14 protein-coding genes and 1 pseudogene are annotated in these 15267 nt (G+C 50.8%); 13 read left to right on the forward strand and 2 right to left on the reverse strand.

Annotated elements, in window-relative coordinates; all coding sequences use genetic code 11:
- Positions 1-95: 95 nt before the first annotated feature.
- Both HGBM_RS11095 and HGBM_RS31635 read right to left on the reverse strand, forming a co-directional pair.
- Positions 96-530, reverse strand: coding sequence for a DUF488 domain-containing protein (locus HGBM_RS11095; RefSeq protein ID WP_019121177.1), 435 nt, complete (start codon positions 528-530; stop codon positions 96-98).
- A 22-nt stretch (positions 531-552) separates the two neighbouring features.
- Positions 553-900, reverse strand: coding sequence for a GNAT family N-acetyltransferase (locus HGBM_RS31635; RefSeq protein ID WP_245552943.1), 348 nt, complete (start codon positions 898-900; stop codon positions 553-555).
- A 386-nt stretch (positions 901-1286) separates the two neighbouring features.
- On the opposite strand from HGBM_RS31635, the gene HGBM_RS27225 reads away from it, so the two are divergent.
- The 13 genes and pseudogenes from HGBM_RS27225 (at position 1287) to HGBM_RS11160 (ending at position 15262) form a co-directional block, all read left to right on the forward strand.
- Complete coding sequence (locus tag HGBM_RS27225) at positions 1287-1565, forward strand: winged helix-turn-helix transcriptional regulator (RefSeq protein ID WP_051029652.1); 279 nt, start codon at positions 1287-1289, stop codon at positions 1563-1565.
- Positions 1566-2300: 735 nt separating this feature from the next.
- Positions 2301-2654 (forward strand): annotated as a pseudogene (locus tag HGBM_RS31640) (FecCD family ABC transporter permease); the annotation flags it as partial.
- 154 nt (positions 2655-2808) lie between these two features.
- Entirely contained in the window at positions 2809-3642 is an 834-nt protein-coding gene (locus HGBM_RS11110; protein ID WP_019121179.1) for an alpha/beta fold hydrolase, read from the forward strand.
- A 31-nt stretch (positions 3643-3673) separates the two neighbouring features.
- Positions 3674-3955, forward strand: coding sequence for a DUF1963 domain-containing protein (locus HGBM_RS29520; RefSeq protein WP_280990812.1), 282 nt, complete (start codon positions 3674-3676; stop codon positions 3953-3955).
- Positions 3956-4152: 197 nt separating this feature from the next.
- Positions 4153-6033 carry a sigma-54-dependent Fis family transcriptional regulator gene (locus HGBM_RS11120; RefSeq protein ID WP_035286929.1) on the forward strand — a complete coding sequence of 627 codons (1881 nt, stop codon included), beginning with the start codon at positions 4153-4155 and terminating at the stop codon, positions 6031-6033.
- A gap of 22 nt (positions 6034-6055) precedes the next feature.
- A complete protein-coding gene (locus HGBM_RS11125; protein WP_019121181.1) occupies positions 6056-6874 on the forward strand; it encodes a lipoate--protein ligase family protein in 819 nt (272 codons plus the stop codon).
- Between the two features lie 311 nt (positions 6875-7185).
- Positions 7186-8178 carry a thiamine pyrophosphate-dependent dehydrogenase E1 component subunit alpha gene (locus HGBM_RS11130; protein ID WP_019121182.1) on the forward strand — a complete coding sequence of 331 codons (993 nt, stop codon included), beginning with the start codon at positions 7186-7188 and terminating at the stop codon, positions 8176-8178.
- Positions 8179-8196: 18 nt separating this feature from the next.
- Positions 8197-9234 (forward strand): alpha-ketoacid dehydrogenase subunit beta, encoded by a 1038-nt coding sequence (locus tag HGBM_RS11135; RefSeq protein WP_019121183.1) that lies wholly within the window; start codon positions 8197-8199, stop codon positions 9232-9234.
- Between the two features lie 76 nt (positions 9235-9310).
- Complete coding sequence (locus HGBM_RS11140; protein WP_019121184.1) at positions 9311-10588, forward strand: dihydrolipoamide acetyltransferase family protein; 1278 nt, start codon at positions 9311-9313, stop codon at positions 10586-10588.
- Positions 10589-10599: 11 nt separating this feature from the next.
- Complete coding sequence (gene lpdA / locus HGBM_RS11145) at positions 10600-11979, forward strand: dihydrolipoyl dehydrogenase (protein ID WP_019121185.1); 1380 nt, start codon at positions 10600-10602, stop codon at positions 11977-11979.
- A 472-nt stretch (positions 11980-12451) separates the two neighbouring features.
- Entirely contained in the window at positions 12452-13228 is a 777-nt protein-coding gene (locus HGBM_RS11150) for an alpha/beta hydrolase (RefSeq protein WP_019121186.1), read from the forward strand.
- A 463-nt stretch (positions 13229-13691) separates the two neighbouring features.
- Positions 13692-14513, forward strand: coding sequence for a PHP domain-containing protein (locus tag HGBM_RS11155; RefSeq protein WP_019121187.1), 822 nt, complete (start codon positions 13692-13694; stop codon positions 14511-14513).
- Complete coding sequence (locus tag HGBM_RS11160) at positions 14489-15262, forward strand: sugar phosphate isomerase/epimerase family protein (protein WP_026074332.1); 774 nt, start codon at positions 14489-14491, stop codon at positions 15260-15262. The genes HGBM_RS11155 and HGBM_RS11160 overlap by 25 nt, the downstream gene beginning before the upstream one ends.
- Positions 15263-15267 lie beyond the last annotated feature (5 nt).

A 15267-nucleotide genomic window follows, 5' to 3' on the forward strand; every position in this document is an offset into this window, starting at 1 on the left:
GAGCCGACATTTTCATAAAAAAAATCTTGACAGACCCTGTTTTTTAGTAAAGATGAAAGCATTCGGCTAGATATCCAGTTCCTTTAGATGTTTCGCTATAGATGAACGATTTCGATGCGGTTGTCAAATTCCCTTAAATATTCAACAACCAATCTTCTGTGGCAATGATGAGGCTTCTCTTCGCTGCATAAGAAACACGGAACACCGTCACCCAACATTTTCTGCATTCCTGTTTCAATTTTTCGTTGAGATAATAAATCCAGGAATGCAGTCTCAAACTCTCCCCAAGAAATATCTTTGTGTTTAATGGCCTTCAGCAGGCCTTCCGTCGGAGCAAGCGAAAGATCATGAACGTATTCGATATTCAGCAGTTCCAAAATAAATTCCAGGTCATCCTTTTTGGCGAAGCCAGCCAGTTGAGATGTGTTTTGCAGACGTGTATCAATAAGACGTGTAACTTTGTTTGTCTGAAGGGCTGACACAAAGGTCCGCAGCGATTTTTTGGAAAAACCTATTGTGGTAAGTAACATGGTATGCTCCTTTTCGCTTCCTTTACTCATGACACCGCCAAGCGTCATGCAATTTTTGTTTATTGTTTCGTAAAACGGTTATAAAACCGTCCAATATATCATGACTAACTGAAAAACCTTTGCGTTTATAGAACTCCAGGGCGTTATGATTGCCATTCGAAACAAAGAAAAAATAATCTTCGACATCGTCAAATTGCATGAACCACACCATTGACATATGGAAGAGTGCTGATCCAATCCCATATTGTCTATACTCTTCTTTAAGATAAAATTGAGATAAACAACCGACATTTTTTCTGCTGACAGAAGAAAGGTCAAAAAAAGTGGCAAACTCGTTTGCATACGTTTCTTTGGGGGAGATATTTGACATAACCTACTGGTTTATCATCGGCTTTTACTACCACAATATGGTTGTGTATTGCACGATTTATTGAAGGAATCATCCTTGTGTCAAAATTCATGTTGTCAAACAATTCTGGTTTGATCTGTGATTTCGACTTCTGAAAAGCCATAAGTTCATTGCATAGCTCCCTACAGCATTCAACTTCTTAACAGATATAATTTCATAATTTACATTCATCTTTCTCACCTCTCTTTACGCGTTTACCTACAATATAATTTTAGTGCATAGTTAAGGTAAAACAAGTACGCAGTAATTTATGACTAAGTCAGTAAAAACTGATTTAAAGGAGCCTTCGCGATGAATAGTGAACAAACGGGATACAAAAATAGAAATGATGCCCATTAACCTATGCTTTGAACATCATAGGAGGTAAATGGCGACTTCCTATTATCTGGGCTTTGTGGCAAAACAATACTTTGCGTTACAACGAGTTGAAACGGAAGATTGATGGAATTACAAATATGATGTTGTCTCAAGCATTAAAGGAAATGGAGGAGTATGGGCTCGTTGCTCGTAAGATGTATATGGAAATTCCTCCAAGAGTAGAGTACTCCCAGACTGAAGCGGGAATGGACTTGGTACCCTCTCTAAAATCACTGGCAAAATGGGGAAAGCAAATGCAAAATAAGTGAATTTCTTCCTCCCTAGAACCAAAGAAAGAAGGTAACTCATGCCAGGTGCTGGGGCAGGGTGTCCCTTCGCGTATCCAATACCGAAACATAAAGGAGTGACTGCGCGATGCTTATGTATCGCTGTTTTCGGACGGGGGGGGGGCCGAATCCCTCCGCCCTCCACATACACATGCGAAGATACCACCTGATCAGGGTGGTCTAGACATTTGCCGCTTGATAAAACGGCCAGGACAATGTTAAAATCACCAGCCTCTGGATGTTTGCTCCTATTTTAACTTTAAACTACGCGATGCCTTTTGTGTATTAACCGGTCCAGCCAACGTTTTTTACCCCACCCCAGGAACAGATTACTCCAAACATCGGCCGGAAATATCCATGTTCAGCCGGAACAAATTCTGCATTAATTAGTATCACGTAATCTGGCTTGGCAAAGGGGGAAACGGAATTGGCGGCACAGGTTCGGTTTGAGGATCAGGAGTGGGCTGATTTGGCGGCATGTTTTCATTTGGAATCTGGCGGGCGCAGCACGGATTCCGTCCGGACGCTGGATTTGCTCGATCTGGACGTGTGCGGTGCGTACTTGGATCGTTTAAATGGCGTCTTACGCTCTCCGTCGCGCATGGTCAGCGCTTCGCAATTTGCGAAACGCTACGCTTTTTTGATGATGGCGCCATTGTATGCGATGACGCGGTTCAACAAAAGCTTCCAAATCACGCTGGGCAGCTACCGAATAACATTACCGTGCAAGAGTTCGGAGACGACGTCGCGAAAGGGCTCGGCGCCCCGGTACAGCTGCACCGGGGCGTGCTGCTCGCCGTCAGCGTCGGGCTCGCCGGTTCAGCGGTGTCGGTCGCTAGGGCAGTCGGCTTCGTTGGACTGATCGGCCCGCATATTGCCAGAAAGCTCGTCGGACCGTCGTTCGGCACGCTCATTCCCGCCGCTGCGCTCGTCGGCGCACTGCTCGTGCTCGTGTCGGACACGGCGGCGAGAACGGTATTTTTGCCACTCGACATTCCAGCGGGCGTGTTCACTGCAGGTGTTGGGGCGCCGTTTTTTATCTACTTGCTGTATCGGAATCGGAACCGGTAGGAGGTTATGCGGACGCAGTCGCTTTCGCTGTCGTACGGCAGCGATGGGGTAAACGGAAAACGACGTATCTACACTTCTGCTTGGAAAAGGTTTTTTACCGGTTTCATAGAATAGTGATAAAAAAAGTAACCATTCAGAAAGAGGAGGGGCAGTGATGATTCAGGGCGGAAAGTATCTGAAGGTGGAACCGGGTGTTGAAATTTTTGTTCAGGATATCGGAAATGGGGATCCCATTGTCTTTATTCCCGGATGGACGTTTACCACCGAAGTGTTTCATAAGCAAGTCGAACATTTTCAAAAAACGAACAGAGTCATTGCAATAGACCCGAGAAGTCATGGAAGATCGTCCATTACGATGCATGGAAATGATTATGCGACACACGGCTCGGATTTGGCAAAAGTGATGGAAGCATTGGAATTGAAGGACGTTACGTTGATTGGTTGGTCATTCGGATGTTTGACGATGTGGGAATATATCAGGCAGCACGGGACCAAGAATATAAAATCGCTGGTCTTTATCGATTTGTCGGCCAAGCCGCTATCGATCAACCATGAACAGGACTGGGTGGAAGGACCGCTTGATGAGATTGCGGCAGTCTATAACCATTATCTAAGAGATTCCGAAAAGCAGCGGGAGTTTGTAGCGGCATACGCGACAGAAGTAATGGTTCAGAGAGAGCTGGAGGAAACAGAGCTCAACTGGATTATTGAGCAGTCTTTAAAAACACCTCATTACATCGCGGCAAATTTGTTTGCGTCCGGGATGTTCTCCGATTACCGGGAAGAAGCCAAACTCGCAAGTGAGTCTGTGCCGACCCTTACCATCATTGCAGAGCATTGGGCTGCTAAAGCAAAGAGGTTTGTTGAACAGCATGCTCCAAAATCTGCCGTAGAAGTGTTAGGGGGGCATATGATGTTTTGGGAGCATGACGAAAAATTCAATCGGATTCTCGATCAGTTCATAAAGGGTCAAAATCCCGCTGGATGATGAGCCCGGCGGAGATGATGAAGGCATTCCCATTGGCGCAAGCAAAGTCGGCGGCAGCCCCGATTTGCCGGAGAACGTCGAATGGCCTGCATGGAAGCAGTACAATCAGTCTTTCATCGCCCAGATCAATCTGGCAGACTTGCCCTCGCCTTCACCGCTTCCCGCGAGTGGACTGCTTTCTTTCTTCGTCTTGTCAAACAGCAATTTGACTGTGTTGTTTGTGAAATGCAATGTGGATAAGAATGGCTCATCTGGCAACGGTGATAACCAGCCAATCGGAATTGGCGAAAAATGCAGTCCGTACTCCCTTTAGGAGGCGGGCTGCATTCGCTTTTCGATTACGACGAAGGCTTCCTTGGCTATGACCCCACTGAGTCATCCGTATTTGCGACAAGCTATTCAAAATATTGAGAAATTTATCGGAAAACGGTAAGCTAAAGGTAATTCCCTTATTCATGAGAAAAGGCAAAGGGGGGCGGCTCCTTGTTTAACGAAACGCTTTCTTCGAAAATGTGGAAACGTTTTGTACAAGAAGGTGTAATCGACTCTGCACGCATCAATAAGCGAATAACGGAATCGTGGATTCGCTGTAAAAACAGGTATGTCAATCCGTATCTGGGCACAGGGCGGGAAATTCTGACTGGCGAGTCCTTTGACAGCCAGAAGAAAAAGTATCAGGAATTGCTGGATATTACTTTGCCGCATGTAGAGAAGATGTCCAAATTTATTGCAGACACCGGGATGATCGCCATACTGATTGATCCTGAGGGCTATGTGCTCTCCATGAAAGGGAAAAAGCCGATCCTGCAATACGCCGGAGACATAAATTTTGTGGAGGGTGTTCGCTGGACGGAGGATGAGGTGGGAACAAATGCAATCGGGACGGCGCTCCATGCCAAAGAACCGATACTGGTCAGCGGCACGGAGCACTACTCGGTAGCTTCCCATAAATGGAGCTGCTCCGCGGCGCCCATTCACGATGAAGAAGGCAGGCTGGTAGGTATTCTCGATATCTCCTGTCCGCTGGAGCACAGTCATCCCAATATGCTGGCGATCGTTTCTTCCATTGCCTATACGATCGAGCAAGAATGGAGCAGAAGGCGCGAGCTGGACGAGTTGGAGCTGATTCGCTGCACGTGGGAACTCGCGGAAACCAATCAGCCGATCGTGATTTTGAACCAGAAACAGCAGGTCATCTTTGCCAATAAGGTAGTGCGGCAAAAGGTATTGCAATGGCCGAGCAAATGCGACTACCAGGACTTGCTGCGCGAATACGGGTATGTGGAACGAAAGCGAACCCCTGTCTACTCCAAACAACACGGTGGGCTGCTTGGATACAGTGCCTTCTTGCTGGAGGCAGCCGTGAACTCCCGCCATGCTGCTGTGACGCTGCCTTTCTCGCTGAATCCCATTTTATTCCATGGTGAAGCGGGAACGAGCATTTCGTTCCAGCGCGTTCTGAAGCAGATTGAACGCATTTCCCGCAGCAGCGTAAATGTGTTTATCCGGGGGGAAAGCGGCACCGGAAAGGAGCTTGTCGCTCGGGCCATCCATGAGAACAGTCCATATAAATCGGGTCCCTTTGTCGCGATGAATTGTGGCGCTATTCCCAAGGACCTGATCGAAAGCGAACTGTTTGGCTACGCGGAAGGAGCGTTTACCGGTTCGCGCCGCCACGGGTACAAAGGAAAACTGGAGCAGGCAAATGGAGGCACCTTGTTTCTTGATGAAATTGGGGAGATTCCTCATCAAATGCAGGTTGCGCTGCTGCGTGTCTTACAGGAAAGGAAAGTGACGCCCATTGGCAGCACTTCCGAAATACCGGTAAACATCCGCGTCATAACTGCGACACACCGGGATATTACGCAACTGGTGAAGGCGGGGACATTTCGCGAGGACCTGTACTACCGACTGCACGTTTTCCCTCTCCATGTGCCGCCCTTGCGCGAACGGAAAGAAGACATCCCCTATCTGATCCGCTATTACTGCCGGAAAAACAATCTCGAGCTGCCGGCAATCCCTCACATCATACAGCAGCTCATGGAATACGACTGGCCAGGGAATATTCGGGAGCTGTTCAATACGCTGGAACGCATCAGCATTATCGGCGACGAGGAAATACCGCTTCTGCTGCAGGAGCTGTTCCAGTCTGGATCGAGGGGCAAAGCTCCAGCAGCCGTGCCAGATCATCTCCCGGAGCGCGAAAACGGGCCCGCTCCCCCTGAGAGGCTGCCGGTTCGCTTCGCCAAGCTGACCTATCGAGAGGAGATTGAAAAACAATCGATCATCCAGGCGTTGCGGAAAACAAATGGAAGCGCTTCGGCAGCGGCTGGTCTTTTGGGAATTCCACGAAGCACCTTTTACAGGAAATTGCAAAAGTACAACCTGTAAGGCAGCGCAGAAAGGAGAAGAGATGGACAGCGTAAGCTTGCCTGCACGGCTCAGTGTAATCGATACCACTTCCGCAATCATGACTGGGGACATAACAGTGCCTTTTGCTTTTGACGAGGTATACGGACGGCAGGTAGGAGAAGGGCTGCTGGAACCAACCGTTCATATCTGGAGGCATCAAAGAGCATTTGTGCTGGGCTCAAGAGACTGGAAGCTTCCGCAGGTCCAGGAGGCAATCAAGTGGCTGCAGGGTCAGGGATATTCGGTCACGGTCCGCAATTCGGGAGGAGCAGCCGTTCCCTTGGATCCTGGGGTTGTCAATCTGTCGCTGATTTTGCCCAACCGGCAAGGCAGTCTGGATGTACAGCGCCATTTTGTCCTGATGGCTGAGCTTATTCGCCAGAGCCTCGAACGTTGGGCTTGCAGGGTCAGCACAGGCGAAGTAAGCGGCTCGTACTGTCCCGGAGAATTCGACGTAAGCGTGAATGGAAAGAAGTTCTGCGGGATTGCCCAAAGAAGGCAAACCAGGGCGGTCATCATCCAGGCATTCGTGCTGGCAGAAGGCAGCGGGGAGGCCAGAGGGAGGCTGGTCAAAGCCTTTTATGAACGCGCTGCCGGAGGATCATCTTCAGCGGATCATCCCATTGTGGAACCGGCGAGCATGTCCAGCCTTTCCGAGCGGCTTGGCAAGTCAAGCGCAGAATCGTTTGTCAGATTGATCAAACAGCAGCTTGCACTGCAGGGACTCTTTGCCGAGTATCGCGACTATTCGCCGTTCAAACTGGAGGGTGTGCAAAAAACGGTTGAGGAGTACCGAAGAAGATATCACGTGCACGTGTAATGGAAGAAAAACCAAGAGCCATCGGTGTTTAGGCACTGGTGGCTATTTTGTTGCGCAAAAACGGTCTTAAAACGATTCTGGGAAAGAATGAGACAATTTGGGACTCTGTCTCATTTTGTATTGCCGCCTCCCGGAAAGAAGAGATGGCAACCCCCTGTTTTCAGCGAAAGGAGAGCGTTTGCTGTGTTGGCACACGACTTGCTTTTGGGATAAGGAAAGAAAGGGGGAAGGCAGGTCAGCCGTTGGAGGATTGCGTGATGGATCACCGTGTTTCAAGTTGGGACATGAAGGAAAGATGGGAGGAAGATCGTATGGAAGTAACCGCAAAAGAAAACAAGGTATTGTCACAGGACAAGGCCAGGTGGATGTACCAGAAAATGCTGGAGATCCGCAAGTTTGAAGATGCCGTGCATCTCCTGTTCGGCCAAGGAAAATTGCCGGGATTTGTTCATTTGTACGCGGGGGAGGAAGCCATTGCGGTGGGAGTCGGGGCCCATCTTGACGTAAAGGACTCGATTACGAGCACTCACCGTGGACATGGCCACTGCATTGCCAAAGGCTGTGATCTGGATGGAATGATGGCCGAAATTTATGGGAAGGCAACGGGTTTGTGCAAAGGGAAAGGCGGCTCCATGCACATCGCCGATTTGGATAAAGGGATGCTGGGCGCAAACGGAATCGTGGGCGGAGGCTTCCCCTTGGCTTGCGGTGCCGCACTGACGGCCAAGCTGAAAAAGACGCAAAGTGTAAGCGCTTGCTTTTTTGGTGACGGAGCCAACAATCAGGGGACATTTCATGAGGGAATCAACCTGGCCGCGATTTGGAAGCTGCCCGTGATATTTGTTGCCGAGAACAACGGATACGCGGAGGCGACACCGTTTACGTATGCGTCGAGCTGCATAAATATCGCTGATCGCGCAACCGCTTACAATATACCCGGCGTGACTGTCGACGGCAAAAATGTGATGGAGGTCTACCGCGTTGCAGAAGAAGCTGTGAAAAGGGCCAGAAACGGAGAGGGGCCTACCCTGATCGAGTGCATCACCTATCGCAACTACGGACATTTTGAGGGAGATGCCCAGAAGTACAAAACGGAAACGGATAAGCAAAAGCACGCGCATGAGCAGGATGCGATCAAGATTTTCCGGGATTATCTGACAGAGCAGCAGCTTTTCACGGAAGAAGAATTGACTGAGATGGAGGAGGCAGTCGAGCAGTCGATTCAGAAGGCCATCCGTTTTGCCGAAGAGAGTCCATACCCGGACGCAAGCGAGCTGTTGACCGATGTGTACGTCTCTTATTAATGGAAGGGAGGAGAAATCATGGCGAGAATGATCAGTTTTTCAAAAGCGATCAACGAAGCGATGAAGATCGCGATGGAGCAGGATGAAAATGTAGTTCTGATGGGAGAAGACGTAGCGGGGGGAGCCCAGGTCGATCATCTGCAGGATGACGAAGCGTGGGGCGGCGTTCTGGGTGTGACCAAAGGCTTGGTCCAGACATTTGGCCGTGACCGCGTGCTGGATACGCCGATCACGGAAGCCGGGTATGTCGGTGCGGCCATGGCGGCTGCCGCCACAGGCCTGCGGCCGATTGCCGAGCTGATGTTCAACGATTTCATTGGCAGTTGTCTTGACCAGGTGATGAATCAGGGGGCCAAGTTCCGCTACATGTTTGGCGGCAAAGCCCAGGTGCCGATCACGATTCGAACCATGCACGGGGCAGGGTTCCGCGCCGCGGCCCAGCATTCGCAAAGTTTGTACGCCATGTTCACCCATATACCAGGGGTCAAGGTAGTCGTCCCATCAACGCCATACGATGCGAAAGGCTTGCTCCTGGCCGCTATCGCCGATAATGATCCGGTTATTTTCTTTGAAGACAAGACCCTTTACAACATGACAGGAGAGGTTCCGGAAGGCCATTATACGATTCCGTTAGGCCAAGCGGACATTAAGCGAACCGGCTCGGATTTGACCATCGTGGCCATCGGCAAGCAGGTGCATACGGCCCTGGAAGCGGCAGAGCTGCTTGCCAAAAAAGGGATTGAAATCGAGGTCGTGGACCCCCGCAGCTTGTCTCCGCTGGATGAAGAAACAATTCTCTCTTCCGTTGCCAAGACCAACCGCTTGATCGTCATTGACGAAGCGAATCCGCGCTGCGGCATCGCGGCTGATATCGCCGCGCTTGTCGCCGACAAAGGATTTGATACCCTGGATGCGCCAATCAAACGGATTACGGCTCCGCATACACCTGTGCCGTTTTCGCCGCCACTCGAAGATTTGTATCTGCCCACCCCGAAAAAAGTGATTGAAGTCGTCTCGGAACTGATTGGTGACGCTTCCATCATGGCCGTTTCCTAAACATGACGCGGGGCACTCCTCCAAACATGGGAAGGGGTGCCCATTTATCCGACGAACGAAGGAGTGAATCGAAAACATGGCTGCAGAAGTCATTATGCCGAAATTGGGAATGTCCATGGCAGAAGGAACCGTGATCGGCTGGAAAAAGAAAGTTGGCGATCAGGTCACCAAGGGCGAGGGAATTGTGGATATCAGTTCGGAAAAAATTGAGATGGAACTGGAAGCGCCGGCGGATGGCATTTTGCTCGCGATCGCCGTCGCCGATGGCGGGGTCGTACCCTATGGAACGGTGCTCGGCTATATCGGACAGTCAGGGGAGAATCTGGAGACCACTTCCCATGCGGCAGCAGGAACCGCGGAGCACCAGGAGGTGGCGGCAACAGCGATGATGGAAGAGAAAGCCGTTCCGGCGCCAGCCGCGAACAAAGGCAGCAGCTTGAAAATTTCCCCCGTTGCCAAAAAAATCGCCGAAGAAGCAGGGCTAAATCTGGAGTCCATCGTGGGTACAGGCCCGCAAGGCCGCATCACGAAAGAAGATGTAGAAAAGGCTTTGGCGAGCCGTGCTGCTTCCGGGCCGGTAGCGACAACCCCAGCTTCAGCTGCTGCTTCAGCTTCTACACCTGCACCCATGCAGACTGCTTCTGCCCAGGAGGTGGTGGAGACTACTCCGGTTATCGGTATGCGAAAGGTAATTGCCACCCGGATGCTGGAGAGCTTGCAGCAGAGCGCCCAGCTGACGATGACGGCCAAGGTCGATCTGACCGAGCTGCTCTCGCTGCAAAAACAACTGGCGGTTGAGATTGAAAGACGCCAGGAAGGAAAACTTACCGTTACCGACTTTATCGCCCGGGCTGTCGTCCTCTCGCTGAAGAAGCACAAACAGCTGAACAGCGCTTATTTCGCCAATCAGCAAGAAGCGCGAATCGAAACATATGGACATGTTCACCTGGGAATCGCTGTCGCGCTGGAGAAGGGCTTGGTGGTTCCGGTGATTCGTCACGCCGACACGCTCACTTTGCTGGAAATCTCAAAAGCGATCAAATCGTTGGGCGAGCGGGCCCGCAATAACCAGCTAAGCGGTGACGAAATGAAGGGATCTACCTTTACGATCAGCAATTTGGGAGCTTACGGGGTCGAGTATTTTACACCTGTATTGAATCCTCCGGAAGCCGGGATTCTTGGTGTCGGGGCGATCGAGGCAGTTCCGATGTACCGGGGAGAAGAACTTACGCGGTGCAGCCTGCTTCCGCTCAGCCTGACATTTGACCACCGCGTGTTGGATGGAGCGCCGGCCGCTCAATTCCTGGGAAGCGTCAAGGATTACCTGGAACACCCGTACACTCTGTTGTTGTAAGGAGGAGACCCGTGGGAACCGTAGTGATTATCGGTGGAGGACCGGCAGGTTACGTAGCTGCGATAACAGCTGCCCGCAAAGGACAGCAGGTGACAATCATAGAGCATCAGCAATTGGGCGGCACTTGTCTCAATGAGGGATGCATCCCGACGAAGTCGCTTCTGGAAAGTGCGGAAACCTATGAAAAGGTGAAGCGAGCCGCAGCCTTCGGGATCGACGTGCCGGCTGACGGAGTATCCGTCAATTGGCGAGGCGTCCAGCAGTATAAAGGGAAGGTGATGAAAAAGCTTGTCCTCGGAGTAGGCTATTTGATGAAGAAGAACCAGGTGCAGGTAATCAAGGGGAAGGCAGCTTTTTTGACAGACCGGATCGTGAAAGTGGAAAAAGCGGACGGAGCCGAGCAGATCACCGCTGACCGCTTTATCCTCGCAACGGGCTCCGAGCCGATCGAGCTGCCGTTTGCTCCTTTTGATGGACACTGGATCATTCACAGCAGCCAGGCGATGTCGCTTCCCGGCATCCCCGCCAGCTTGCTGATCGTGGGGGGAGGAGTCATCGGCTGTGAATTTGCCAGCATCTACAGCAGAATGGGAACAAAGGTTACCGTGGTAGAGATGGCAGGGCAGCTGTTGCCGGGGGAAGACCGCGATATTGCGGAGGTGTTAACCCGGCAGTTGGAGGCGGCGGGGGTAACCATTTACACCGGGACTTCGCTGCAAAGCTTGGATGCAGCGGCGAAAACAGCGACCGTGCAAAAAAGAGACAGAGTGGAAGAAATACAGGCAGAACGTGTATTGGTGGCAATTGGCCGAAAGCCGCGAGTAGAGGAGCTGGGCTTGGACCGGATTGGTGTAACGTATTCCAGGCAAGGCATCCAGGTAAACGAAAACATGCAGACGAGTGCCTCTCATATATATGCCTGCGGCGATGTGATTGGCGGTATTCAGCTTGCCCATGTTGCCTTTCACGAGGGAGAAGTGGCAGCGCTCAACGCATGCGGCATTGAGAAAAGCGTTTCTTATCACGCCGTTCCCCGCTGTATCTATACGTCACCGGAGATCGCCAGTGTGGGGCTTACGGAGATGCAGGCCAGAGAAAAGTACGGGGATGTTCGCATTGGGGAATTCGCATTTACGGCGAACGGAAAAGCGTTGATTCTAAATGAACAGACAGGGAAAGTGAAAGTGATTGTCGAGCCGAAGTTCAACGAGATCGTCGGGATTACGATTGTCGGCCCCCGGGCGACCGAGTTGATCGGCCAGGGAACAATCATGCTGCACACGGAAATGACTGCGGATGCCATGGAAGATTTTATCGCGGCCCATCCGACACTGTCAGAAAGCCTGTTGGAAGCCGTGTTGAACGTAACGGGTCAAGCCATCCATGGTTAAGGCTGTCGGGAAAATCCCGGCAGCTTTTTTTCTTTTTATATCGTTAGAGTAAGAGTTATAAAAGATCCCCGTTAATTAGATACATATATTAGCATAAATAGAAATATTTTTACCATAGCCACGTAATCATCCGTAAATTAAACGTTCAGGGAATTTAGAATATACAATTTGCGAAATGATAGTCTGAGAGGAGGTACCGTTGCTCAAAATGGCATAATCATAATTGATAATATTAAATTTGAGCATCGTAAGGAACAGGGTCTGCAGGCTTTTTGTTGAATATAGAACGTTGGCTAAAAAGGAAAAGGTACCCCCATTTCATACCGAATATTCCCGTAATTACGAATCGTGGGAAATGGTTGTTGCCGTTACTTGTGCCATTTACAGCGGCGGGATTGGGGGCTGCGCATGTACATGGCAGTTTTTCGCCAACCATCGGGATAACAGCGACTTTTGGAGAGGAGCGATACTTGTGAAAGATCATGTCTGGATTGAGAGCAGAGGAAAACGTCTGTCGGCGATGGTTCATCAGCCGCAGGGCGTGAGCAATCCCCCTGTCGTGATTGTTTGTCACGGATTTACCGGGGAAAAAGTGGGCGGCAACCAATTTAATCTGCATGTGGCGAATGGCATTGAAGCAGCCGGCTTTGCGGTTGTTCGCTTTGAATATGCCGGCTCGGGAGAAAGCGAAGGAGAATTTGCCGTCGATACGACGATCACGGGCTGGAAAAGCGACCTGCGCGAAGTCGTCCACTGGGTGAAAAAGCAGTCGGCTCTTCAGAAGGGGCCATTGTTTCTTCTCGGGCATAGTCTGGGCGGATGTGTCGTGCTTCTCCATGAAGACACGGATCATTTGATTTCTGGACGGATCGCGTTGGCTCCGGTCATTCATCCCGAAGAAAACTTTCGTGAGATCATCCTTGGGCCACAGATGTGGGCGGCGTCCTTGGCAGGCGAGACAATCTCGCACTTTTTTGGCAAAGGTTACTTTTTGCAGCCGAATTTCGTGCGCGACATTGCCCGGCAGAATCACTCTCCGCTGCAAGTCGGCCAAACCTATGCCGATCCGGTTCTGCTGATCCACGGTACAGAAGATCCGGCTGTTCCGGCGGAAGGGTCCAGGCAGTTTTACCAGGAGTATAATGGACCAAAGGAGCTTTTTCTAATCGAAGGGGCCGACCACAGCTTTTCGCGGCACATGGCTGAGCTGAGGGAGAAGATCGTGGAATGGTTGAGGTCACATGTTTGATGGGAAACGCCCAGGCGATCGTGTGCTCCCGTCAATGGAAGCGTAAAGGCAAGGAATCAGCAAGGAAGGAAACAAAGCTGCGGCTTTCTCAGTGAACTGAGGAGGCCGCACTTTTTTTGTTCGGCTAACTATGCCCCGTCCGTGCGCCGCAACTTAGGCTCCGCCAAAAAGCTTGCGGAGCCGGGTATCCTTATCTCGGAGCATGTGTCATGGATCCCCCCGCACAAAAGAATGTTAAAAATTTGTAAATCATTTACAAAATCTTTGCAAAAGACATTGAAAGCGCTGCGAATCTATGTTCAAACATCACACATTCTTACCCGAATGTCGGATGGATGCGTGATGACGTTTACCTGCCGAGAAGAGCAGCGGCGCTTCATAAAAGCTTATCACTCTGCTTATTCGGGATTAAAACTTATTTTCTAAAATGAAGCCAGGGTGAAACGAGAGGGGGGAGTGTAACATGATCGATCTGCATACACACACGACGGCATCTGACGGACTTATGACTCCTCGGGAGCTGCTAGACGAGGCGCAGCAAGTGGGCGTCCGTTATTTAGCGATTACCGATCACGACTCGATCGACGGCTACCTTGCCATCAGGGAAGAAAGCAAACAAGCAAAAGTCCGGGTGCTCCCGGGAATTGAATGGAACACGGACGGTCCGGACGGCGAACTGCACATCCTGGGTTATGGCTTTGACATCGCCGATCCCCGTCTGCACTATATCATCGATCGACGGAAGCAAGAGCGCATCGATTGGGCCAAAGAGATTGTCGGCAAGTGCCGGCAGTTGGGAATGGAGATACCCTTTGCGGATTGTCTGGCCCGGGCCAAGGGAGGGGTTGTGGTCCGCACCCACATCGCGGAGGTGTTGGTTTCACACGGGTACGGAACGGACCCGCGGGAGGTTTTTGGCAAGCTGCTGCAAAAAGGCTGTCCAGCGTATGTGCCCAGACCGGTTTTTACTGCCCGGGAAGCGATTGAGTTAACCCGTGAGATCGGCGGAATCGCCATCCTGGCGCATCCCGGCATCTATCCGTTCGAGTTTGATTTCAAGCTTTTAGTCGAGTATGGGATAGACGGAGTAGAGGTTTACCATGCAAAGCATTCGCCCGAGCAGACAACAAAATGGGAGCGGGAAGCACAGCAGTACAACTTAATTCGTTCAGGAGGCAGCGACTTTCACGGGTATGGGTCAAGGAATCCGCATCCAATCGGAAGTGTAGATATCCCGCCTGAAGTAAAGGAGTGGTGGACTTGTTTTATGTCTCATCAACCCTGATGTGGTCTTATCCGGTAGAAGAAGCGATTCTGATAGCGAAACAGCATGGGTTTCAGGGAGTAGAGATATGGGCCGAGCACGTCTGGTTTCATCAGAGCGATGCGGCAAAAATCAAGCAGGTTGCAGCTCGGGAGAATATGTCGTTGACGCTTCATGCAGCCAGTTGGGATTTGAATCTCTGTTCGCTCAATCAAGGAATCCGGGAACAATCGGTGGCGGAAATCACCAAGTCGTTTATCCTGGCGGCCCAGTTGGGAGCCAGGAATGTCACGATCCATCCCGGGCGGGTCACCCTCTCGCAGAGCTGGAAGGGTTGGCATATGGACATTCTCACGCAAAAGCTCAACACGCTTGCAAAAGAAGCCGGAAAACTTGGATTGGACTTATCCATCGAACATATCGAACCAATCAAAAAAGAGTTTATTGTAACCCCGGCAGATATGAATGAACTGACCGCGAGGATCGCTTATCCCGTCAGTACAACCTTCGACGTGGCTCACGTTCCGCTCACTTATCCCCTCGTCGATTTTTACCGGGAACTGCGCTGGATCAGCAAGGTGCATATTAGTGACGCGACCGTGAACCAACTGCATCTTCCGCTTGGACAAGGCGATGTGGCACTGCAATCCATCCTGCCTGTGATCATGGAAAAAGAAACGATCATCGTCGTCGAAGGAATCGACTTTTCCAAAGAGACTGAAGACTTGAAACAAAGCGCGAAGTACCTGCAAAGTGTGGTCAAGCGATAGGAGCC

It is taken from the genome of Brevibacillus massiliensis, assembly GCF_000311785.1.
Classification (GTDB): Bacteria; Bacillota; Bacilli; order Brevibacillales; family Brevibacillaceae; genus Brevibacillus_C; species Brevibacillus_C massiliensis.